The organism is Micromonospora sp. NPDC048868, from assembly GCF_043198195.1.
In the GTDB taxonomy this organism is placed as follows: Bacteria; Actinomycetota; Actinomycetes; order Mycobacteriales; family Micromonosporaceae; genus Micromonospora; species Micromonospora reichwaldensis.
This window is the reverse complement of sequence record NZ_JBICUN010000020.1, coordinates 70,150-91,896: the sequence shown is the minus strand read 5'-3', so window position 1 is coordinate 91,896 and position 21,747 is coordinate 70,150. Positions and strand designations below refer to the sequence as shown.

Below are 21,747 nucleotides of genomic sequence, written 5' to 3'. Positions count from 1 at the left end.
GCGGACCTCCCGCCCGGTACAGGGGGTGCCGGTCTGCGGTCGCTCTCACTCGGCCGCTACTGCGGGGGCGGCCGGCTCGGTGCCGCGCGGCTCCCGCTGCGCCGCCTCGCGGCCGGCCGGGAGCTGCTCGCGTACCGTGCTCGGCGCCTGGGCCCCCGGGTCCACGGGCGCCCGACCCAACCACGGCCGCAGCCCCATCGCCGGGCGCTCCAACAGGTAGAAGCTCAGCGTCGCCGTCACCACGCTGGCACCGGCCACCGCCGCGGTGACGAGCCAGAAGTTGCCGGTGCCCAGCGGCGTGCCGGTCGTTCCGAAGTAGATCCACAGGTAGAACACGTGCCAGAGGAAGACCCCGTAGGAGATCCGGCCGAGGAAGCGCAGCACGGGGTTGGACAGGGCCGCCCGCATGTAGCCGGGACGGCCCGCCGGCAGGGTCAGCGGCGCCACCAGCAGCAGGGCGATGGCCAGGTAGAGGACGTGGTCGACCATCGCCGAGCCCAGCGGCGGGTAGTTCATCTCGTTCGGGCCGCCCAGGGGGGAGCAGGCCGCCGCGTACGCCAGCGCCGCGCCGATCCACGCGGCGCCCGGGTGCCGGATGAGGAACCGGTACGCGGCCGGCGTCCGCTCGGGCGCCACCTCGGCGACGGCGGAGAGGATCGCCAGGATCATGCCGACCGCCAGGTAGCCCACGTACTCGGTCGGCCAGAGGTGCTGAATCGGGAAGGCACCCATCGAGGGCAGGTGGTGGTACGCGGCGAAGCCGGCGCCGGTCAGCACCAGGGCGCCCAGCGGCACCAGCAGCCGCCTCGCGCGGGCCCCCGGGTCGGCGGCGCGTACCGCCCAGCGGCGCAACGCCCAGGCCAGCAGCGGCAGGGTGACGTAGAACGCGACCTCGGTCGCGAGGCTCCACGTCTGCTCCATGCCCGTGGGCATCGCGTTCGGCTGGTAGACGTGCAGCACGAGCAGCGAGCGCAGCACGTGCCACAGCCCGGTGACGGCGTCGGCGTTGAGCACGAGCAGCGCCGTCACGGTCAGCACCCAGTACGCCGGCAGGATCCGCAGGGCCCGCCGCCAGAAGTACGGCTTCAGCGCCATCGGCGGCCGGTCGGTGAGGGTGGCCAGCGCGAAGGGCCGGTACAGCACCAGTCCGGAGAGGACGAAGAAGATCGGCACGCTGACGTCCATGGTGTTGAAGATCGGTCCGACGACCGGGTTGCCGGCCGCGCCGTACATGTCGGAGGCGATCAAGCCCGTGGTCAGCGCGATGTGGGTCAGCATGACCATCACGGCGGCGACCCCGCGCATGCCCTCCAGCTCGGGGAAGAAGATCCTCGGTCGGGCCCGCTCGCCGGTGGCGGATGTCGCCCCCGGCGCGTCCCCTCGCACTGATGTCATCGTCCGCTCCTCACGCGCCCGTACTGTCCGAAAAGGATCTGTTGAGCCTTGCCTCGGCAGAACCGGGCGCCCCGGCGCGTCCGTCCGCTCCACTGTCGGATCGTGCTGCTCCGCCGGACCCGGCGCACCTTCCACCGTGCGCAACCCCGCGCCCGGCGACGGGATGAGCGCACGACGGGAGATGCGGGGCCCGGAGGGGCCGGACGACGATCCCTGATGACCAGGCACCACCGATGACCGCCGCACGTGCGGCGGACCGAAGCGGCGGAGGGGACACAGGGTGGGCGAGAAACGTGCGGCAACCGGTAGCGGAGGGCGCGGCCGAAGGGCCGTCGCGGTCGGGGGCGTGGCGGCCCTGGCGGCAGTACTGGTGATCACCGGGCAGCAGACCCCCGCGGTCGCGGGCGGAGACGCGGAACCCGCGCCGGCGCCCGCCAGCCAGTCCGACCATCGGGTCACCCTGATCACCGGTGACCGGGTCACCGTCTCCCCGGACGGCGCGCGGGTCACCGTGACCGCCGCCCCGGGCCGCGCCGGCACCCGTTTCACAAGCCACCGCGCCGGCGGGCACCGCACGGTCCTCCCGGAGGACGCCCGCCCGCTGGTCTCCGCCGGGCTGCTGGACCGGCGCCTGTTCGACGTCACGGCGCTGGTCCGGGCCGGCTACGACGACGCCCGCAGCCCCGGGCTGCCGCTGATCGTGTCGCGACGCGGCGCCGATCCCGCGGCCGGTCTGACCGGGCCGGGGCTGCGCACGACCGGCCGGTTCGCCGTAGCCGGGATGAGCGCGGTGACCGTGGCCAAGACGGACGCCGCCTCGGCCTGGTCGGCGATTCGCGAGCAGCGGGCAGGCATCGAGAGGATCTGGCTGGACAGGCCGTTGACCCCGGCGCCCGTGCCGGCGCCGCCCACCGACCTGCCCCCGGCTCTGTCGGCGGGTGGCGCCGCGCCGACCGTGGCCGTGCTGAGCACCGGCGTCGACGCCGAGCGGGCCAGACCGGCCGCCCGGGTGGCGCGTCGGCAGGTCTTCGCCGGCGCGAGCACCGGTGACCGGCACGGACACGGCACCCGCACCGCCGCCGCCGTGCCCGGTGCGACGCTGCTCGACGGCAAGGTCTGTGACGACGACGGCCGGTGCCCGGAGTCGGCGATCCTGGCCGGCCTGGAGTGGGCTGCCGGCCGGGCCGACGTCGTCGACCTCGGCGTCGGTGGCGCGGAGCAGTTCGGCACCGGCCCGCTCGGCCGGGCGATCGAACGGATCGGCGACCGCACCGGGGCCCTCGTGCTGGCCCCCGCAGCGGACGGGGCTGCCGGAGCGACCGCCACCCACGACAGGGCCGCCGGGCGTGCGACCGGGCTGCCGGCCGGCACGGTGACGGGCGCGGCACTGCTCGCCCAGCGTCACCCGGACTGGTCCGTGGACCGGCTCCGCGCCGCCCTCGCCGCCTCCGCGGTGGACGGTGCGCTCGACGCGGCGGCGCTGGCCCGGCGCAACGTGCTCCCGGCCACGGCCTCGCTCGCCTTCGGGGTCCAGCAGTGGCCACACGCCGACGACCGCCCGCAACAGCGGACGCTCACCTGGCACAACCACGGCGACCGGCCCGTCGAGCTGCGGCTCGACGTCGCGCTGACCGGCCCCGACGGCGCGCCCGCCCCCGCCGGGGCGCTGCGGCTCGACGCGACCACGGTGACCGTGCCGGCGGGCGGGTCGGCCGGCGTCACCGTCACCGCCGACACCCGCCACGACGGGCCCGACGGCCGCTACACGGGCACCGTCACCGCCACCCCGGCGGGCGCGCCCGACCTGGCCGTGCGCTCGCGCGTCGAGGTGGAGAAGGAGGTCGAGAGCCACACGCTCACCGTCCGGCACCTCGGGCCGGACGGGCGGCCCACCGGCCGGGCCGAGACGATGGTGCTGGACCTCACCGGCGAGCTGAGGGCGTTGCTGTACGGCGAGGACGGCACCGCCACCGCCCGGCTGCCGAAGGGCAGCTACGTCCTCGTCGGCGACGTGGTCGACTTCGGCGACACCGGCTCGACCTGGCACCGCCTGGTCCAGCCGGAACTGGCCCTCGACGCCGACGCCACGGTGACCGTGGACGCCCGGCGGACCGCCCCGGTACGCACCACCGTGCCCCGCCCCGAGGCGCGGACAGCCGTGGTCGACCTCGGCTTCGACCGGCGCGCCGAGGACGGCACCGGGTTCGCCCTCGCCCTGGCCCTCAACGGCTTCGACGGCCTGCGCTCCGGGCAGATCGGCCCCGACCTGCCCGCCGAGCGGATGACCGGCTACCTGCACTCCACCTGGGCCGTGCCCGGCCCGGCGGGCGACTTCCGTGACACCCCGTACACCTACGGGCTGCTCGACACCCGCCCGGGGGGCTTCTTCACCGGCTTCCAGCGCAAGGTGGCCGATCGCGACCTGGCGACGGTGGACAGCCGGATGGTCGCCCAGGTGACCGGCCGCGCGGCGACCAAGGCCATGTTCCCCACCGTGCCCGGCGTCGTCGGCGTGCTGACTCCGCTGCTGCCGTACCGGCTGCCGGCGCGCACGACGCACCTGCTGGACGGCGGTGCCACCGTGTGGAGCGCCGCCTTCGGCGAGAACGTCCCGGGCGAGGACGGGCTACCGAAGGAGATCACGGCCTTCGGCCAGGCGAACCAGTCGTACCAGGTCGGGCAGCGGCACGCCGACCGGTGGAACGCGTCGGTGCTCGGGCCGATGTTCGACTTCGCCGGTCACGCCGGCCGGCGCGGCGACACCGTCTGGTTCGGCGTCCCCATGTACTCCGACCAGGACGGGCACCGGGCCGGCTCCCTGACCGACGCGGCGACGACCCGGATGTACCGCGACGGCCGGCTGGTGGCTTCCTCCGGCGCCGGGAACCTGGAGGGCGAGGTGCCGCCGGGGCCCGCGACGTTCCGCGTGGAGAAGCGGACCAGCCGTCCGTCGTACTCCCCCCTGTCGACGCGGGTGGACGCGACGTGGACGTTCCGGTCGGACACCGCCGACGAGATCTTCCCGCTGTGGCTCGTCCGGTACAAGCCGACGGTCGACGACCACAACGTCGCCCGCTGGGCGCCGGTGACCCTGCTGCCGGTGTCCGTGATGTCCCAGCCGGAGGCCCGCGTGGGTCGCGTCCGGCAGCTCACCGTGCGGATCTCCGTCGACGGGGGCCGCACCTGGCGCAAGGCCCCGGTGGTGCCGGCGCGTGACGGCGGCTACCGCGCGGTGGTGCACACGCCCAAGGGGACCCGGACGGTGTCGCTGCGCGCCACCCTGGTCGACTCGCACGGCAACCGGCTGGACCAGACCATCGTCGACGCGTACCGGTTCAGTAGGTGATCCGGTACGACACGGGCAGGCCGGCCGCCGCTCCCGCGCCCCGGTGCGGGAGCCGGCCGGCCGGCCGGACAGGAGGAGGAAACATGGCAACGATATCGAGATGGCTGTCGCTGACGCTGGCCGTCGTCCTCGCGGTCGGCGCGGTCGGCTCGGCCCCGGCCGCCGCCGCGGCGGCGGCTGCGGAACCGCCGAGCTGCATCAGCGCGCCGAGCACCCCGGAGAAGAGCCCCAGCGGCGTGATGGTCCGGAGCGTCGCGACCAACGACTGCGTGGTCCTGGCGGTCTTCTGGCTGATGCGCTACGAATCCACCGACACCGGCTGGCGGACGGTGCTGGACCGCTACATGGAACCCGGGTCGGTGACCCGGCTCGAACTTCCGTGCCACGGCAGCGGCACCCGGAGCTACCGGTCCGTCGTCTGGGACCCGAACATGATGGCCTACGTGACCTCTCCCGAGGTCCGCATCACCTGCTGACCCGCCCACGCGGCCCGCACGTCCGGACGCCCGCGGCGTACCGGTGACACGAGGAGGAGGAACGACATGTCCGCAGGCAATGCCGCTGTCGTGAGCGACGAGACGGCCGTACGGGACGTCGCGCGGCGCATCGTGACGGCCTGGGCGGCCAACGACGCCGACGCGTTCGCGGCGATCTTCGTCGAGGACGGCACGCTCATCGGTGACGCCTACATGAAGGGCCGGGAGGAGATCCGCTCCTACATGGCCGCCGGGTTCGCCGGGCCGTACGGGGGGACCCACGTCCTCGTCGAGCCGCTCGACGTCCGCTTCCTGACCGACGACATCGCGCTGCTGGTGACCCAGGGCAGCGTGCTCCTGGAGGGGGAGACCGAGTTCGTCGCCGAGCGCGCCTTCCTCGCCACCTCCACGGTGGTCCGGGTGGACGGGGGGTGGAGCATCGCCGCCTACCAGAACTCCAAGGGCACGGCCAACCGCTGACGACGCGTACGCGGCGGCGGGTCGCCTGACGTCCGACCGCACCCCGCACCGCCCCCGGGCGGTGCGGGGTGCGTCGGGTGCGTCCGGGTGACCGCCGCCCGGGCTGAGCCCCGCCCGCTCAGGCGGGGCGGGGGAGGCCGGCCACCAGCGAGCGGTAGGCCTCGGCGGGGGTCAGCACGGTGCCCCGGTCGAACTCCTCCGTGAACGCGGTCGGGCCGAGCGCGTCGCGCGCGGCCTGAGTGATCCGGTCGACGTCGCCCCGTTCCCCGGCCGGCAGCGGCGCGCCCACCGAGGCCCGCGCCATGGCCGCCGCGCCGAGCAGCCGGGCGGCGTCGCCGTGCCGGCCGTCGAGCGTCGCCGTGCCGGCGAGCCCCTCCAGCGCGAGCGCCTGCGCCCGGGGATCGCCGATGGCGGTGGCGACCTCGAACGCCTCGGCGTGCAACTCGTGCGCGTCGCGGGCGGCGCCGCGCTGCTCCGCGACGAAGCCCAGCTCGGCCAGGAGCAGCGCCCGCACCACGTCGGCGTCCAGGCCCGGCTGGCGGGTCCACGCCAGGACGCCGCGCAGCAGCTCCTCGGCGGCGTCCAGCCGGCCCTCGCGGCGGGCCCCGAGCCCGAGGCCGATTTGCGCGTACAGCTCCCCGGGCTTGAAGTTCTGTTCGGCGGCCAGCCGCAGCGCCCGCTCGTGGAACTCCCGGGCCCGGTCGTAGTCGCCGCTGAGCAGCGCGATGCGGCCCAGGCCGGAGAGCCGGTCGGAGGCCTCCAGCCACAGCCCGAGTTCCTCGGCCATCCGCAGGCCCTCCCGGTGCAGCCTGGCCGCCTCCGGGTAGTCGCCGGTCGCCTCCGCCCGCGTGGTCAGCGCGAAGGACGCCTGGAGCTGGCCCCACCGGTCGCCCAACTCGCGGAAGAGCGCCACGCTGCGCGCGCTGTCCCGGCTGGCCGCCTCCAGGTCGCCCCGGGACTGCGCGTGCCCGGCCCGCAGGCTCAGCGCCGTCGCCACCCCCCACCGGTCGCCGAGCTTCTCGAACTGCGCCAGCGCGTCGTCGACCAGCTCCTGGCTGGTCGTGACGTCCCCCGTGTTGAGCAGCGCGAGGCCGAGGAAGCAGGTGGCCCGGGCCCGCCCCGCCGGGTCCTCGTCCGGCGGCCAGCCCGCCAACGCCGGGGCCACCAGCGGGGCGTGGTCGCCACCGGCCTCCAGCAGGGCGAGCCCGGCCCGCCAACAGGTGGCCGCCGCCCGTACGGAGGCCGGCACCGAACCGGGCACGGCGAGCGCCGCCTCGATCGACCGGCGCGCCTCGCGCAGCCGGCCGCGCAGGTACCGGTACCAGGCCAGCGCGGTCGCCAGCTCCAGCGCGCCGGCCGCGTCGTCGTCGGCCAGCGCGCCGTCGAGCGCGCGGCGCAGGTTGGCCGTCTCCTGGTCCAGCCGCGCCAGCCAGCGCCGCTGCGCCGACCCACGCAGTTCGTCGTCGGCCCGCCGCGCCAGCTCGAGGTAGTGGCGCCGGTGCCGGCGGCGCACCACCGCCACCTCGTCGGCCTCGCGCAGCCGCGCCAGGCAGTACTCGGCGACCGACTCGAGCAGCCGGTAGCGCGGCTCACCGGCGCCCTCGGTCATCACCACCAGCGAGCGGTCGACCAGCCGGACGAGCAGCCCGAGCACCTCGTCGGCGGGCAGGTCCGGGTCGGCGCAGACCGCCTCCGCGGCCTCCAGGGTGCAGCCGTCGGCGTGCGCGGCGATCCGCCGCAGCACCACCCGCTCCGGGTCGGAGAGCAGCTCCCAGCTCCAGTCGATCATCGCGCGCAGGGTCTGCTGGCGCGGCGGGGCGCCCCGGTGGCCGCCGGAGAGCAGCCGGAACCGGTCGTCCAGCCGGGTGACCAGCCCGTGCACGCCCAGCGCGCGTACCCGGGTGGCGGCCAGCTCCAGCGCGAGCGGCACCGCGTCGAGGCGGCGGCACAGCTCGGCGACGTCGCGGGCGTTGGCCGCGTCGAGGGCGAATCCGGGGGCGGCGGCGGTTGCCCGGGCGACGAAGAGCTGCACCGCGCTGGAACGGGCGAGCACCTCGGGCTCGGTGACCTCCGGGTCGGGCAGCTCCAACGGGGGGACCGGCCAGACCCGCTCACCCGCCACGCCGAGCGGGTCCTGGCTGGTGGCCAGCAGGCGTACGCCCGGGGCGTGGGGCAGCATCCGCTGGGCCAGCTCGGCGACCGGCTCCACGACGTGCTCGCAGTTGTCCAGGACCAGCAGCAGGGACCGGCCGCGCAGCACGTCGACGAGGCGGTCGGCGGGGGTGGCCGGGGCGCCCGTCGGCCCGCGGTCGGCCCCGGTGGCCTCGCGGATGCCGAGCACCGCCAACAGCGACCCGGCCAGCGCGGCGGGGTCGTCCGGGCGCAGCGAGGCCAGCTCGACCAGCCACACCCCGTCCGGGTACGCCTCGACGAGCTGGTGCGCCGCCTCGACCGCCAGCCGGGTCTTGCCCACTCCGCCCGGCCCGACGAGGGTGAGCAGCCGTTCGACGCGCAGCAGTTCGTGGACGTGCCGCACGGCCTCCGCGCGCCCGACCAGCGGGGTCAGCGGGGCGGGCATGTTGGTCCTCGGCATCACCCGTCCCGCACCCGCCGGGCGCGGCGGGGCCAGCGGATCGTCCGCGCCGCTCGGCTCGGCGCCGCTCGGATCCCCCGGGCCGCTCCTGCCGCTCCCGTCGCTCCCGCCGCTTCTGCCGCTCCCGCCGCTCGGGCCGCCCTGGTCGCTTGCACCGCTCGGGCCGCCCTGGTCGCTCCCGCCGCTCGGGCCGCTCCGGTCGCCCGAGCCGAGCTGGTCGGCGAGCAGCGCCGGGTCGTGCGCCAGGATCGCCCGGTGCAGCGCCACCAGCTCCGGGCCCGGGTCCAGGCCCAGCTCCTCGGCGAGCTGCCGGCGGAAGCGGGCGTAGCTCTCCAGCGCCTCGCCCTGTCGTCCGGCCCGGTAGAGGGCACGCAGCTGGAGGGCGCGGGCCCGTTCCCGAAACGGGTGCCGCGCCACCAGGTCGGCGAGCTCCCCGACCAGCAGTTGGTGCTCGCCCAGAAGCAGTCGGGCCTCGGCCCGCTCCTCGACGGCCACCAGGCGCTGCTCCTCGAGCCGGGCGGCCAGCGGGCGGGTGAACGGCTCGTCGGCGAAGTCGGCCAGCACCGGGCCACGCCACAGGGCCAGTGCCTCGTCCAGCAGCGCGACCCGGGCGGGTGGGGCGGCCGTGCCGGTGGCCCGCTCGACCAGCGCGCCGAACCGGTCGGCGTCGGTCTGCCCGGGTGCGGTGCGCAGCAGATATCCGGGCGGTCGGGACACCACCGCGTCCCTGCCGCCGGCCTCCGCGTCGTTCAACGCCCGCCGCAGCTGCCAGACCTTGGTCTGTAGTGCCCCGCTGGGATTGGCCGGCCGGCGTTCGCCCCACAGGTCCTCGACCAGCCGGTCGACGGGGACGGGGCGGCCCTGGTGCGCCAGCAGGTCGGCGAGCAGGACACGAACCTTCAGATCGGGCACGGTGACCGGTGCGCCGTCCGTCGTCCAGACCGCCAACGGACCGAGGAGCCCGAAACGCATGGCGTCACCGTAGCGCAGCGCACCGACGACGGGCGGTCACGGCACGGCGCGGCGGCGCGGCGACCGGGAGCGCACCGGGAGAAGACCGGGAGTGGACCGGGAGCCGTGGGCGGCAGAGTGGGACCGGCGACGGATCCGGCCCGGCGAGGCGAGGGAGGCACACCGGGTGTCGCGACGCGACGGCATGCGCGCCCCGGTCGGCCGGTCACGGTCGACCGCCGTGAGGCGGCCGGAAGGGCTGGCGACGCGGGCGCGGGAGCGTGCCCAGGGCGCCGGTCGGCGTCCGTGCCGACGGCCCGCGTCACCTCGGTACGCCGGAACGCCCGCGCCCGTCGCCACCGCTCCCGGACAGGGGAGCGTCCGTGACCACGAATGGAGAGACAGCATGAACCTGCCGACGATCGTGTCGCAGTCGGAATGGGACACCGCCCGGGAGCGGCTGCTCGCCAAGGAGAAGGAGGCGACCCGGGCCCGGGACGCGCTGGCCGCGGAGCGCCGCAGGCAGCCCATGACACGGATCCACAAGGAATACGTCTTCGAGGGCCCGGGCGGCAAGGCCAACCTGGCCGACATCTTCGACGGCCGGCGTCAGCTGATCGTCTACCACTTCATGCTCAGGCCGGGCGAGTCGCACTACTGCGAGGGGTGCTCGATGTTCGTCGACAACCTCGGCCACCCCGCCCACCTGAACGCCCGGGACACCACCCTGGCGCTCATCTCGCGGGCGCCGCTGGCGGAGATCACCCCGCTCAAGGAGCGGATGGGCTGGACGCTGCCCTGGTACTCGTCCCACGGCACCGACTTCAACACCGACCTCGGGCTCACCACGAAGGCGGGGGAGGCGTTCGGGCTGAGCGTCTTCCTGCGCGACGGCGACGAGGTGTACCGCACCTACTTCACCTCGGAGCGGGGCGTCGAGGCGCTCGGCAGCAACTGGTCGCTGCTCGACCTCACCCCGCTCGGCCGCCAGGAGACCTGGGAGGACACCCCGGACGGACGCCCGCAGGAGGAGCCGTACGGCTGGTGGCGGCTGCACGACGAGTACGACAACTAGGCGCCGCACCGACACGGAGGAAGGACCACGATGGATGTGAACGCGAGCGAGGCGGAACCGAGAGCGGGCCGGCGCGAGTGGATCGGCCTGGCCGTGCTCACGCTGCCCACCCTGCTGCTGTCGCTGGATCTCAACGTTCTCTACCTGGCGCTACCGCAGCTGAGCGCCGACCTGGCGCCGGACGCCGCCCAGCTGCTCTGGATCATGGACATCTACGGCTTCATGATCGCCGGATTCCTGGTGACCATGGGGACCCTCGGTGACCGGATCGGCCGCCGCCGGCTGCTCATGATCGGCGCGGCGGCCTTCGGCGTGGCGTCGGTGATCGCCGCCTACTCGAGCAGCGCCGAGATGTTGATCGCCACCCGGGCGCTGCTGGGCGTGGCCGGGGCGACCCTGATGCCCTCCACGCTGTCGCTGATCAGCAACATGTTCCGCAACCCGCAGCAGCGCACCATGGCCATCGGCCTCTGGATGAGCTGCTTCATGATCGGCGCGATCATCGGACCGCTGGTCGGCGGCGTGCTGCTCGAGTCGTTCTGGTGGGGCGGGGTCTTCCTGCTGGGCGTACCGGTGATGGTCGTGCTGCTGGTGGCCGCGCCGCTGCTGCTGCCCGAGTACCGCAACCCGGAGGCCGGGCGGCTCGACCTGTTCAGCGTGGTGCTGTCGCTGGCCACCATCCTGCCCTTCGTCTACGGTCTCAAGGAGCTGGCGAAGGACGGCTTCGGCGTCCGGCCGGTCCTGGCGATGGTCGCCGGTGTGGTGATGGGCGTGATCTTCGTGGCGCGGCAGCGCCGCCTCACCAGCCCGCTGCTCGAGGTGCGGCTGTTCGCCAACCGGACCTTCAGCGCGGCCCTGGGCATCATGCTGCTCGGTGGGTCGACCATCGGCGGCATCGCGCTGCTCTTCGCCCAGTACGCCCAGCTGGTCGAGGGCCTCTCCCCGCTGCGGGCCGGGCTCTGGATGCTGCCGTACGCGGTGTCCATGCTTGTCGGTTCGATGCTCGCGCCGATGATCGCGCAGAAGTTCGCCCCGGGCTACGTGGTCGCCGGCGGCATGGCGATCGCCGCGGTCGGCTTCGCGCTGCTGAGCCAGGTGGGCACCGCCGGTGGGCTCGGCCTCGCGGTGACCGGTCTGGTGATCGTCTATCTCGGCTTCGGTCCCGGTGCCGTGCTGGGCACGGACCTGATCATCGGGGCGGCGCCGCCCGAACGGGCCGGCTCGGCGTCGTCGATGTCGGAGACGAGCACCGAGCTGGGGGTGGCGCTCGGCGTCGCCGTACTGGGCAGCGTCGGCACCGCCGTCTACCGCAGCGAGATCGCCCCGGCCCTCTCCGCCGACCTGCCCGCGCAGGTCAGGGAGACGGCCGGCGATTCGCTGGCCGGCGCGAGCGCGGTGACCGGGCAGCTCTCGGAGCAGACCGGCAGCGCCCTGCTGGAGGCCGCCAGGGCGGCGTTCACCAGCGGGTTCAACATGGCCGGGTTGGTCAGCGCGGTGATCGCGGTGAGCCTGGCCGTGGCCTCGGCGCTGCTGCTGCGCCGAGTGCGCCCGGCGGCCGAGGAACCGGTCGTCGATGCCCCGGCGGTCCCGGCCGGTGGCACCGACGAGACGCCCGCGTCGGCCCGGCGCTGACGGGTCGGTCGCGGCGCGACCGTGCGGCCGGGGTGGAGCACTGCACCCCGGCCGCACGCCCCCCGGCGCGGGCGCGGGTCGCCTGGCGGGACCCGCGTCCCCCGTCGGCGGCGCCGGCGGACCGGGTGCACGCACGACGGCGCCGCCCGACCCCGGTGGGTCGGGCGGCGCCTCGGTGTCGGGACGTCAGTTCGCGCCGGTGTCGGGCAGGGCCAGCCACCACGGGTTCTCCCGGGCCCAGTGCACCGTCCGCTCCAGGCCGGTACGCAACGGCACCTCGCACTTCCAGCCCAGCACGGTGCGCGCCTTCGTGGTGTCCGGGATCCGCCGGGCCAGGTCCTCGTAGGCACTGCCCAGCGCCCGGCTGGTGTCCACGTCGGTCACCGCGGCGGTGCCGGTGAGCGTGCCGATCAGCTCCGCCACCTCGCCGATGGTGTTCTCCACCATGCTGCCGATGTTGAACGACTCGCCGAGCGCCGCCGGGCTGGTGGCGGCGGCGAGCGTACCGGCGACGGCGTCGTCGACGAAGGTGAAGCAGCGGGTCTGCCGCCCCTGGTCGTAGACCACCACCGGGCGCCCGTTCAACGCCCGGTGCACGGAGCGGCTGACCAGGTACGCCGGGCGCTGCCGGGGACCGTAGACGTTGAAGTAGCGGACGATGGTGGCCGCCAGCCCGTGCTGCCGGGCGAAGGCGTACGTCAGGTGCTCGGTGAGGGCCTTGCTCGACGAGTACGTCCAGCGGTCGGCGGACGTCGCGCCGAGCACCCGGTCGTCCTCCTCCGCCCACGGCACCGCCGGGTTCTTGCCGAAGACCTCGCTGGTGCTGGCCAGCACCACGCGGGCGCCGGCCCGGCAGGCCAGGTCCAGCACGTTGCGGGTACCGGTGAAGTTGATGTCGACGACGTCCAGCGGGCGGGACAGGTACTGGTCGACGCCCACCACGGCGGCCAGGTGGTAGACGACGTCGACGCCGGAGGTGATGGCCTCGGCCAACCCCTCCGGGTCGCGCACGTCGCCCTCCACCAGCCGGGCGTGCGCCGCGGCCGGCGAGCGTCCCACCGGCGGCGCCGGGCCGTCGAAGACGGTGACGTCGTCGCCGCGCTCCAGCAGCCGGTCCACCAGGTGACCGCCGATGAAGCCGTGCCCGCCGGTCACCACCACCCGCGCGCTCACCGGCCGATCCCCCGGTAGTGGTACCCGGCGGCCCGCAGCCCGGCGATCCTGTCCTTCGGGAAGTACGCGCGCCCGTCGAGCACCAGGCACGGCCGGGCCACCGGCAGCGCGGCGTAGTCGATCTCGGTGAACCGCCGGTGGTGGGCCAGGACGGCCAGGCAGTCCGCGCCCCGCACCGCCTCGTCGAGGTCGGCGACCGGCCGCAGCCCGAAGAGCTTCTCCGCCTCGTCCGGGTCGACCAGGGGATCGTGCAGGCGGACCTCGCAGCCGGCCTCGCGCAGGGCCGCGACGGCCGGCAGCGTCGGGGTGGCCCGCAGGTCGCCGGTGTCGTTCTTGAACGCCAGCCCCAGCACGGTCACCGTCGCCGTCTCCGCCGGCCTGCCGAGAGCGGCGAGCTCGTCCATGACCAGGCGCGCCGTGTAACCCGGCATCCCCGCGTTCACCTGTCGGCCGGCCGGCGCGGTGAGGATCTCCAGTCCCCGCTCCCGCGCCGAGTGCCAGACCATCCAGGGGTCCTTGGTCAGGCAGGAGCCGCCCACCCCGACGCTGGGCAGCAGGATGTTGATGTTGCTCTTGCCCTTCGGGATGCTGTTGGCGGCGGCGATCACGTCCAGCACGTCGACGTCGAACAGCGCGCTGAACTTGGCCAGCTCGTTGGCGAGCGCGATGTTGAGGTCGATCCACCAGTTGTCGGCGAGCTTGACGATCTCCGCCGCCTCCAGCGAGTCCACCGGGATCACGTCCACCCCCAGCGCCCGCTGCCAGAAATCGCCGGCCGCCCGGGTGCTGTCGGCGTCCAGGCCGCCGGCGACGATCGGGAACGTCCGCAGCTCCCGCAGCGCGGTGCCCTCGGCGAGCCGCTCCGGGGTGAAGGCGATCCCGAAGTCCTTCCCGCCGCTCAGCCCGCCGCGCTCCAGCAGCGGCAGGACGAAGTCCCGGGTGGTGCCCGGCGGGACCGTGCTCTTGATCACGACCAGTTGGCCGGGTCGCAGGTGGCGGGCCAGCTCGACGCAGGCGCCGCGGAGCTGCTCGTCGGCGAGCGAGCCGTCGCGGCGCACCGGCGTGCCAACGGTGACGAGGACGACGTCGGTCTCCGCCAGCGCCGCGTAGTCGGTGGACACCCGCAGCCGGCCGCCCTCGATGCCGGCGCGGACCAGCTCCGGCAGGCCGGGCTCCTCGAACCGGCAGTGCCCGGCGCGCAGCTCGTCGACCAGGTGCGGGTCGACGTCCACACCCACCACGTCCAGGCCCCGTTCGGCCAGGACCGCGGCGATGCAGGACCCGACGTAGCCGAGCCCGACGACCGCCACCCGAGGATCTCGTCGGTCGGACAGAACGCCCATCTGTGCTCCAATCAGGGAAGCTGACGGGTCCCAGGCCGGGATCCCGCCGGTCAGCCGTAGGTCTTGACGAACTCCCGGATGGACGAGACGACGTAGTCGATCATCTCGTCGGTGAGCCCGGGGAAGACCCCGACGTGGAAGGTCTGGCTGGTCACGATGTCGCTGTTGGTCAGCTCGCCGACCACCCGGTACTGCTGGTCGGCGTACGCGGGGTGGCGGGTCAGGTTGCCCGCGAACAGCCGCCGCGTGCCGATCTTGCGGTCCTCCAGGAAGCCCACCAGCTCAGGCACGTCGAACGGCGCCCCCGGCTCCACGGTGATCACGAAGCCGTACCAGCTCGGGTCGCTGCGCGGCGTGGCTTCGGGCAGCAGCAGGTGCGGCACCCCGTCCAGGCCCTCGCGCAGGCGCCGCCAGTTGTGCCGCCGGGCGGCGCAGAACTCGTCGACCCGGGCCAGCTGGGCCAACCCCAGGGCGGCCTGCAGGTCGGTGGTCTTCAGGTTGTACCCGACGTGCGAGTAGATGTACTTGTGGTCGTAGCCCTCCGGGAGGGTGCCCAGCTGGTGCTCGAACCGCTTCATGCAGGTGTTGCTCTTGCCCGGGTCGCACCAGCAGTCCCGGCCCCAGTCGCGCAGCGACTCCACGATCCGGGCCAGGGCCAGGTTGTTGGTGACCACGCAGCCGCCCTCGCCCATCGTCATGTGGTGGGCCGGGTAGAAGCTCGCCGAGGCCAGGTCGCCGAAGCTGCCGGTGGGCCGCCCGTCGTAGAAGGAACCGACCGCGTCGCAGTTGTCCTCGATGAGGAACAGGTCGTGCTCCTTGGCGAGCTGCGCCATCTCGGCGACCGCGAACGGGTTGCCCACCGCGTGGGCCAGGATGATGGCCCGGGTCTTCGGGCCGATCGCGGCGGCCACCCGCTCGACGGTGGCGTTGTAGGTGCCCAGCTCGATGTCGACGAAGACCGGCACCAGCCCGTTCTGCAGGATCGGGTTGACCGTGGTGGGGAACCCGGCAGCCACCGTGATCACCTCGTCGCCCCGGCGCAGCCGCCGGTCGCCGAGCTGGGCGGAGGTGAGCGCCGAGACCGCCAGCAGGTTGGCCGAGGAGCCGGAGTTGCACAGGTGCGCCTTGCGGACCCGCAGCTTGCGGGCGAAGGCCGACTCGAACCGGCGGGCGTTCTGCCCGGACGCGATGCGCAGGTCCAGCGCGGCCTCGACCAGCGCCACCCGCTCCTCGGCGCCCAGCACCGCACCCGAGGGCCAGATCTCGGTCTCGCCCGGGACGAACGGCCGCTCCTCCTGGACCTCCTGGTGGTACTTGCGGACGCTGTCCAGCAGCAGTGCCTTGGGGTCGCTCATCCCATCTTCCTCTCGGATCGTGCCCGGCAGCGGGCGTCGGTCGGCGGCCGTACGGGCGTCATGCGGCGAACTCGATCCGGCTGTGGTCGCCGACCACCAGCCGGCTCCCGGCCGCCGGGTTGAGGCTGACCGTGGCGGAGCGGCCGATCAGGCAGCCGCGCAGCCCACGGACGGCGGTGATCGAGGCGTCCGCCAGCACGATCGAGTCGGCCACCTCGGCGTCGACGAGCCGGCAGCCGGGCCCGATCGCGGTGTGCGGGCCGATCCGGCAGCCCTCGACCACGGCGCCCGCGCCGATGACCACCGGCCCCTCGACGCGGCTGGCGACGATGCGGGCGCCCGGCTCCACGACCACGGCGCCGGTCAGCTCGCTGGCCGGATCGACGCTGCCGGCGACCGCGCGCGGCTGGGCGTCGAGCAGGTGCCGGTTGCAGGCCAGCAGGTCCGCCACCTGGCCGGTGTCGCGCCAGTACCCGTCGTACTCGCTGGCGCGCACCTCGGCGCCGTTGGTGACCAGCCACTGCACCGCGTCGGTGATCTCCAGCTCGCCGCGCGCGCTGGGCGTGATGGCGTCGACGCCGGCGTGGATGGCCGGGGTGAAGAAGTAGACGCCGACCAGGGCGAGGTCCCCGCGCGGCTGCCGGGGCTTCTCCACCAGGCGGCGTACCGTGCCGTCGGGGTCGAGCTCGACGATGCCGAAGGCACGCGGATCGTCCACCTTGTGCACGAGCACCTGGGCCGCCGGTCGGTGGCGGCGGAACTGGTCGGCGTACCGGGCCACGCCGTCGGGCAGCATGACGTCGCCGAGGTACATGACGAAGTCGTCGTCGCCGAGGAACGGCCGGGCCAGCCGGACGCAGTCGGCCAGCCCGCGGGGCCGGTCCTGACGCAGGTAGGTCAGCCGCACCCCGAGGCGGGAGCCGTCGGAGAGGACCTCGTTGATCTGGTCGGCCCAGGCGCCCACGATCACGCCGATCTCGGTCACACCGGCGTCGCGGACGTTTTCCAGCACGTGCTCCAGGACCGGCTTGTTCGCCACCGGGACGAGCTGCTTGGGCATCGAGTGGCTCAGCGGGCGCAGCCGGGTGCCGGCGCCCCCGGAGAGCACCAGGGCCTTCATCGCGTACCCCCGGCGCCCCGCCGCCCGGGTGGGCCGGCCACCGGGCGCGCCGTCCGGTCAGTCACGGGTGCGCCCTGCCGCTGCTCGACGGACTTGCGCAGGCCGTCGACGACCGTTCGTACGTCTGCATCGTCCAGTCCCTGGTGGAGCGGTAGGAGGAGGGTGGTCCGCGCCGCCTCGTCGGCGCCGGGCAGGTGCCAACCGGCGCCGTACGCGGGCACCTTGTGCAGCGGCGCGTAGCGGAACGTGGTGTAGATGCCGATGTCGAGCAGGTCGGCGGCCACCTGGTCGCGGATCTCCGGGTCGAGCTGCACCCAGTAGAAGTAGTGCGAGCTGCGCTGCCCGGCGGGCAACGGCGGGGGGAGCCGGACGCCCTCGACGTCGGCGAGCAGGCGGTCGTACTCCGCGGCGATCTCCCGCCGGCGCGCGACGAACCCGGGCAGGCGGCGGAGCTGGACCAGGCCGATCGCCGCGGTGAGGTCGTTGCCGACCACCCGGCGGCCGAACTCGCGCACGTCCAGCTCCCACCAGCGGTGCGGCACCCCCTTGCCGGCGGCGGAGAAGCCGCTGGCGTGCTCCAGGCCGTGGTACGCCAGGCGGTGGGCCCGCCGGGCCAGTTCCGCGTCGCGTACGTGCAGCATCCCGCCGTCGCCGGTGACCAGGATCTTCATCGCGTCGAAGCTCCACATGGCGATGTCGCCGAAGCTGCCGCAGGGACGCCCGTCGACGGTCGACGCGACGGCGCACGCCGCGTCCTCCACCAGGGCGACCCCGCGCCGGCGGCACAGCTCGGCGATCTCGGCCACCTCGCCGGGAACGCCGCCGTAGTGCAGCAGGATGACCGCCTTCGTGGTGGGGGTCAGGGCCCGTTCCACGTCGGCGACGGAGGGGTTGAGCGTGCGCGGGTCGACGTCGCAGAAGACCGGCCGGGCGCCGGCCGAGGCGATGGCGTTGGCGGCGCCGACGAAGCTGATCGAGGGCAGCACCACCTCGTCACCGGGCCCGAGCGCCAGCAGCTCCACGGCGAGGAAGAGCCCGGCCGTGGCCGAGTTGATGAAGATGGTCCGCTCGGGCACCAGCCCGGCGTGCGCGGCGAACTCCTGCTCGAACTCCCTGGTACGCGGCCCGTGCCCCAGCCAGCTGCTGTCGAAGACGGCGCGCACGGCGTCGAGCTCCTCGGCGCCGAGGGTCGGCTGGAAGACGTTGATCATCGCTTCTCCTGTCGTCGAGGGCGCCCGTGCACCGGCGGCGACGCGGGGCCGGCGGCGGGCAGCCGGCAGCGGGGCGGCGCGGGGCGCCACCCGGGTGGGCCGCGGGCGGGCGGTGCGGGAGCGGACGGTGCCGGCGGGCGCGCGCAGGGGCCCGCCCGCCGGCGGTGACGGCGGTGCCGGGTCAGGCCCGGTACCGCCGGGTGAGCTTCTCCAGCACCGGGACGGTCTCGGTCGGGCTGGGCGTGGCGAGCAGGTCGTCGTAGAGGGAGTCGGCCCCCTGCCGGAACGCCGGCTCGTCCAGCACGCGGACGAGCTGCTTGCGCATCGCGTCCACGGAGAGGTTCTTGATGTCGAGGACCAGTCCCGCGCCGCGTTCGGCGACGCAGCGGGCGGTCACCGACGACTCGATGTGCTTCGTGGCCATCGACCACTCCAGGCCGTCGGCCTCAATGGTGATCATGCCGTTGTCGTCGTCGGAGTCGGTGATCAGCTGCGGCACCCGCAGCGCCACCGCGCTGGCGAAGGTGCCCATGCCGCCGTGGTGCACCATCGCCGAACAGGACGGCAGCAGCTGGGTCAGGGGCAGGTAGTCCACCGCGCGGACGTTCTTCGGCAGGGCGGGCATGCCGGCCAGCTGATCGGCGTTGAGCGTCGCCACCACCTCGACGTCCAGGTCGGAGACCATCTCCAGCAGGCCGGGCACGTGGTCCCAGCCGCCCTTGAAGTACATCCGCTGGGACAGCCCGAGGGAGAGCGCGACGCGCGGCCGCTCCGGCCGGTGGTGCAGCCACCGGGGGAGCACCGTCTGCCCCGAGTAGGGCACCCAGCGCGTCGGCACGGTCCGGACGCTGGTGGGCAGGCGTACGCCGGGGGGAGTGGGGTCGACGGTCCACTGGCCCAGCAGCAGCTCGTCGTCGATCTCCAGCCCGTACCGCTCGGCGGCCGGCCGCATGGTCTCGACCAGCGGGTTCTCCTCCGGGCCCGGGCCCGGTCGGGCGGCGGCCTCGGCGAAGCGGTCCATGGTCGAGGCGAAGTAGTCCAGCCCCCAGAGCAGCCGCGCCTGCGCCGCACCGGCGACGCGCGCCGCCACCGCGCCGGCCGGGAAGCACGGGTCCCAGAGGACCAGGTCGGGCTGCCAGTCGCGGGCGAAGGCGACCAGGTCGTCGAGGACCGGGTGCGGGTCGCGGGCGGTGGACCCGACCGGGTGGAAGTCCCACATGGACGGCAGCATGAACTGGTAGAAGACGTCCCAGACCTCCTTGTCCGCCGGGGTCAGCTCCAGCGCCTCGGTGATCCGGTCGAGCCGCTGCTTGACGCTGCGCGGCTGCGGCCGACCGGGACCCATCGGCATGATCTCCGGGTCGCCGACCGCGACCGGGGTCAGCCCGACCGCCAGCGTGCTCTCCGCCAGGACGGGGTGGGACGCGACGCGGACCTCGTGGCCGGCGCTCTGCAACGCCCACGCGAGCGGAACCAGCGGGTACAGGTGGGCCGGGTTGGGCCACAGGGCGAACACGACGCGCATGTCTCTCCTCGGTTGTGCGGTCCTGGTGGGTGCGGTGCGGCGGTCGGCGGAACGGGTCAGAGCTTGCGGGCCACCCCGGCGTACATCCGGTCGGTGGAGGTGGCGTCGGGGTCGTCCTGCCGCCAGCGGCCGGTCGGCACGAGCCCGGGCGCGACGAGTTCGAAGCCCTCGAAGAGGTCGGCGATCTGCGCGGCGGTCCGGTAGACCATCGGCGCGGTGGCGTTGCGGTAGCTGTCCTCCATCATCCGGCGCTCCTCGTCCGGCCCGCCCTCCACGCAGAGGTGGGACAGGGCCATGTAGGAGCCGGGCGCCATCCGGTCGCGGAACGCCCGGATGATGCCCTTCGGGTCCTCGCTGTCCCGGACGAAGTGGAAGACCGCGATGAACAGCACCCCGACGGGCTGGGAGAAGTCGATCAGGGACTTGGTGTCCGGGTGGTCGAGGATCGAGCCGGGGTCGCGCAGGTCGGCGGTGAAGATCCCGGTGTTGGCCCGCTCGTCCTCGGTGAGCAGGCGCTTGCCGTGCTCGGCGACCGCCGGGTCGTTGTCCACGTAGATCACCCGGGGCTGGGCGACGGCCCGCCGCGCCACGTGGTGGGTGTTCTCCTGGCTCGGCAGGCCCGCCCCGACGTCGATGAACTGCCGGATCCCGCAATCCTCGGCGAGGTGCCGGACGGCGCGGCCCAGGAACCGGCGGTTCTCCCACACCACGTCGCGGGTGAGCGTCTGTCCGACCCGCCCGATCACGGCCTCCGCCGCGGCCCGGTCCACCGGGTAGTTGTTCGTGCCGTGGAGGAAGTAGTCGTACATCCGCGCCGGCGACGGCCGCTCCACGGACTGGGCAGGTTCTGTCGACATCGGTCTCTCTCCTCGTACGTCGCTGGTTGGGAGTGCGGGTGGGGGCCGGCCCCGTCGGGGCCGGCCCCCGGGGTCAGCCGGTGACGGGGCTGCTCTGGTGCGAGAGCAGCAGCGGGCGGCCGTCGTCCTGGCGGACGATGATCCAGGTGGCCCGGATGTGCCGCTCGGGGGCGACCTCGCTCTCGCCGGCGAGGATGATGCCGCCGCCGGTGACCACCATGGCGACGTCCGGGTGCAGGAAGTTCACCGACACCGGGTAGCCCTTGACGTAGGCGCCCCGGTACGGGCCCGCGAACCCCTTGGTCATGAAGGCGCGGATCTCGTCGCGGCTGGTCAGCTGCTCGTCGCCCATGAGCAGGCTGCCGTTCTCCGCGAAGAGGTCGGCGAAGAAGTCCGGGTCGTTGGCCTTCCACGCGGCCTGGATCAGCTGCGGTACGGCCAGGACGGCCTTCTCGTCGTCGCTGACGAATTCCCGGTAGTAGGAGTGGTCCTCCGCGACGCGGGCGGCCTCGAGGATCTCCGTCGCGTCGCCCCACCGCGACGCTGCCTTGGTGGTCATGGGTGCTCCTTGCCGATCGTCACGGGGGGATGGACGGTCACCAGCGCAGCGTCGCGCCGGCGCCGCGCGGGCTGTTCTGGTAGCCGGCGAGCTTCCACTCGCCGTCGCGCTTGACGACGATCCACGTGGAGCGGACGGCGAGCTCCGGGGCGATCTCGGTCTCGCCGGGGGCGAGGATGCCGCCGTGGGTGCGCAGCAGGGCGACCTCGTCGTTGACGAACCGCACGTCGACGGGGTTGCCGGTGACGCCGGTGCCCTTGAACGGGCCGGCGTACGCGGCGGCCATGAACGAGTAGATCTCGTCGCGGCCCTTCTTGTAGACGTCGCCGGGGAGAATGAGGATGCCGTCCTCGGTGAAGCTGTCGGCGACGCCGGCGGCGTCGTTGCGGCTCCAGGCGGCGACCAGCCGCAGCGGAACGCCGAGGGCCTCCTTCTCCTTCTCACTGGTGAAGGGGCCGTAGTAGGCGTCGAGGTCGGGTCGGTTGGCCTGGGTGGTCGTGGTCATGGGGGTGCTCCTTCGTCGGTTCGGGCGGCGGGATGCGCCGACGCCGGGTACCGGTCGTGATCGCTACCCCGAATCGTTGCCGGGGGCCGTCACCGACTGCATCTCTCTGATTGCGCTGCCGGGGCAGGCCGGGGTGGGCCGTCGCGCCGGC

The 21,747-nt window shown here is 74.2% G+C and carries 16 protein-coding genes; 5 read left to right on the top strand and 11 right to left on the bottom strand.

Going from position 1 to position 21,747, the window contains the following annotated elements; all coding sequences use genetic code 11:
- Window positions 1–45: 45 nt before the first annotated feature.
- Window positions 46–1,395: an acyltransferase gene (locus tag ACGFNF_RS25435; protein ID WP_357579282.1), complete on the bottom strand. Its 1,350-nt coding sequence runs from the start codon at window positions 1,393–1,395 to the stop codon at window positions 46–48.
- Window positions 1,396–1,741: 346 nt separating this feature from the next.
- Here ACGFNF_RS25435 and ACGFNF_RS25430 point away from each other — a divergent pair, with 346 nt between their 5' ends.
- The 3 genes from ACGFNF_RS25430 (at window position 1,742) to ACGFNF_RS25420 (ending at window position 5,697) form a co-directional block, all read left to right on the top strand.
- On the top strand, window positions 1,742–4,741 hold the full coding sequence (locus ACGFNF_RS25430) for a hypothetical protein (protein WP_393171177.1): 3,000 nt from the start codon (window positions 1,742–1,744) through the stop codon (window positions 4,739–4,741).
- Between the two features lie 83 nt (window positions 4,742–4,824).
- Entirely contained in the window at window positions 4,825–5,217 is a 393-nt protein-coding gene (locus ACGFNF_RS25425) for a hypothetical protein (RefSeq protein WP_311413386.1), read from the top strand.
- Between the two features lie 66 nt (window positions 5,218–5,283).
- Window positions 5,284–5,697 (top strand): SgcJ/EcaC family oxidoreductase, encoded by a 414-nt coding sequence (locus tag ACGFNF_RS25420; RefSeq protein WP_132238240.1) that lies wholly within the window; start codon window positions 5,284–5,286, stop codon window positions 5,695–5,697.
- 118 nt (window positions 5,698–5,815) lie between these two features.
- Here ACGFNF_RS25420 and ACGFNF_RS25415 read toward each other — a convergent pair whose 3' ends face one another.
- Window positions 5,816–9,262: a BTAD domain-containing putative transcriptional regulator gene (locus ACGFNF_RS25415; RefSeq protein ID WP_393171174.1), complete on the bottom strand. Its 3,447-nt coding sequence runs from the start codon at window positions 9,260–9,262 to the stop codon at window positions 5,816–5,818.
- Window positions 9,263–9,647: 385 nt separating this feature from the next.
- On the opposite strand from ACGFNF_RS25415, the gene ACGFNF_RS25410 reads away from it, so the two are divergent.
- A complete protein-coding gene (locus tag ACGFNF_RS25410; protein ID WP_132238236.1) occupies window positions 9,648–10,316 on the top strand; it encodes a DUF899 domain-containing protein in 669 nt (222 codons plus the stop codon).
- Between the two features lie 30 nt (window positions 10,317–10,346).
- Window positions 10,347–11,948 carry an MFS transporter gene (locus ACGFNF_RS25405; RefSeq protein WP_357579286.1) on the top strand — a complete coding sequence of 534 codons (1,602 nt, stop codon included), beginning with the start codon at window positions 10,347–10,349 and terminating at the stop codon, window positions 11,946–11,948.
- A gap of 186 nt (window positions 11,949–12,134) precedes the next feature.
- Here the strand turns inward: ACGFNF_RS25405 and ACGFNF_RS25400 are convergent, their stop codons facing one another.
- From ACGFNF_RS25400 to ACGFNF_RS25360, 9 genes are all read right to left on the bottom strand, one after another.
- Window positions 12,135–13,121, bottom strand: coding sequence for an NAD-dependent epimerase/dehydratase family protein (locus tag ACGFNF_RS25400; RefSeq protein ID WP_393171171.1), 987 nt, complete (start codon window positions 13,119–13,121; stop codon window positions 12,135–12,137).
- Window positions 13,118–14,464, bottom strand: a complete 1,347-nt coding sequence (locus ACGFNF_RS25395) for a nucleotide sugar dehydrogenase (protein ID WP_357580890.1) — start codon at window positions 14,462–14,464, stop codon at window positions 13,118–13,120. The genes ACGFNF_RS25400 and ACGFNF_RS25395 overlap by 4 nt, the downstream gene beginning before the upstream one ends.
- 50 nt (window positions 14,465–14,514) lie before the next feature.
- Window positions 14,515–15,819, bottom strand: coding sequence for a lipopolysaccharide biosynthesis protein RfbH (gene rfbH / locus ACGFNF_RS25390; RefSeq protein ID WP_357580891.1), 1,305 nt, complete (start codon window positions 15,817–15,819; stop codon window positions 14,515–14,517).
- Window positions 15,820–15,877: 58 nt separating this feature from the next.
- Complete coding sequence (locus ACGFNF_RS25385) at window positions 15,878–16,939, bottom strand: glucose-1-phosphate thymidylyltransferase (RefSeq protein ID WP_357580892.1); 1,062 nt, start codon at window positions 16,937–16,939, stop codon at window positions 15,878–15,880.
- The gene (locus ACGFNF_RS25380; RefSeq protein WP_357580893.1) at window positions 16,936–18,150 is read right to left on the bottom strand and encodes a DegT/DnrJ/EryC1/StrS family aminotransferase; all 1,215 of its coding nucleotides are present in this window, start codon (window positions 18,148–18,150) and stop codon (window positions 16,936–16,938) included. Before ACGFNF_RS25380 ends, ACGFNF_RS25385 begins: the two co-directional genes overlap by 4 nt.
- 181 nt (window positions 18,151–18,331) lie before the next feature.
- Window positions 18,332–19,675, bottom strand: coding sequence for a nucleotide disphospho-sugar-binding domain-containing protein (locus ACGFNF_RS25375; protein ID WP_357580894.1), 1,344 nt, complete (start codon window positions 19,673–19,675; stop codon window positions 18,332–18,334).
- A gap of 56 nt (window positions 19,676–19,731) precedes the next feature.
- Window positions 19,732–20,532 carry an SAM-dependent methyltransferase gene (locus ACGFNF_RS25370; RefSeq protein WP_393171167.1) on the bottom strand — a complete coding sequence of 267 codons (801 nt, stop codon included), beginning with the start codon at window positions 20,530–20,532 and terminating at the stop codon, window positions 19,732–19,734.
- Between the two features lie 73 nt (window positions 20,533–20,605).
- Window positions 20,606–21,091: an SgcJ/EcaC family oxidoreductase gene (locus ACGFNF_RS25365; protein ID WP_327028756.1), complete on the bottom strand. Its 486-nt coding sequence runs from the start codon at window positions 21,089–21,091 to the stop codon at window positions 20,606–20,608.
- A 37-nt stretch (window positions 21,092–21,128) separates the two neighbouring features.
- Window positions 21,129–21,596, bottom strand: a complete 468-nt coding sequence (locus ACGFNF_RS25360) for an SgcJ/EcaC family oxidoreductase (protein WP_132238216.1) — start codon at window positions 21,594–21,596, stop codon at window positions 21,129–21,131.
- Between the last annotated feature and the right edge of the window lie 151 nt (window positions 21,597–21,747).

What these genes read in the sequence shown, in the direction of transcription:
- ACGFNF_RS25435 (WP_357579282.1), bottom strand. Translation starts at nt 1,395, where the DNA reads ATGACATCAGTGCGAGGGGACGCGCCGGGGGCGACATCCGCCACCGGC.
- ACGFNF_RS25425 (WP_311413386.1), top strand. Translation starts at nt 4,825, where the DNA reads ATGGCAACGATATCGAGATGGCTGTCGCTGACGCTGGCCGTCGTCCTC.
- ACGFNF_RS25420 (WP_132238240.1), top strand. Translation starts at nt 5,284, where the DNA reads ATGTCCGCAGGCAATGCCGCTGTCGTGAGCGACGAGACGGCCGTACGG.
- ACGFNF_RS25415 (WP_393171174.1), bottom strand. Translation starts at nt 9,262, where the DNA reads ATGCGTTTCGGGCTCCTCGGTCCGTTGGCGGTCTGGACGACGGACGGC.
- ACGFNF_RS25410 (WP_132238236.1), top strand. Translation starts at nt 9,648, where the DNA reads ATGAACCTGCCGACGATCGTGTCGCAGTCGGAATGGGACACCGCCCGG.
- ACGFNF_RS25405 (WP_357579286.1), top strand. Translation starts at nt 10,347, where the DNA reads ATGGATGTGAACGCGAGCGAGGCGGAACCGAGAGCGGGCCGGCGCGAG.
- ACGFNF_RS25395 (WP_357580890.1), bottom strand. Translation starts at nt 14,464, where the DNA reads ATGGGCGTTCTGTCCGACCGACGAGATCCTCGGGTGGCGGTCGTCGGG.
- rfbH (WP_357580891.1), bottom strand. Translation starts at nt 15,819, where the DNA reads ATGAGCGACCCCAAGGCACTGCTGCTGGACAGCGTCCGCAAGTACCAC.
- ACGFNF_RS25385 (WP_357580892.1), bottom strand. Translation starts at nt 16,939, where the DNA reads ATGAAGGCCCTGGTGCTCTCCGGGGGCGCCGGCACCCGGCTGCGCCCG.
- ACGFNF_RS25380 (WP_357580893.1), bottom strand. Translation starts at nt 18,150, where the DNA reads ATGATCAACGTCTTCCAGCCGACCCTCGGCGCCGAGGAGCTCGACGCC.
- ACGFNF_RS25375 (WP_357580894.1), bottom strand. Translation starts at nt 19,675, where the DNA reads ATGCGCGTCGTGTTCGCCCTGTGGCCCAACCCGGCCCACCTGTACCCG.
- ACGFNF_RS25370 (WP_393171167.1), bottom strand. Translation starts at nt 20,532, where the DNA reads ATGTCGACAGAACCTGCCCAGTCCGTGGAGCGGCCGTCGCCGGCGCGG.
- ACGFNF_RS25365 (WP_327028756.1), bottom strand. Translation starts at nt 21,091, where the DNA reads ATGACCACCAAGGCAGCGTCGCGGTGGGGCGACGCGACGGAGATCCTC.
- ACGFNF_RS25360 (WP_132238216.1), bottom strand. Translation starts at nt 21,596, where the DNA reads ATGACCACGACCACCCAGGCCAACCGACCCGACCTCGACGCCTACTAC.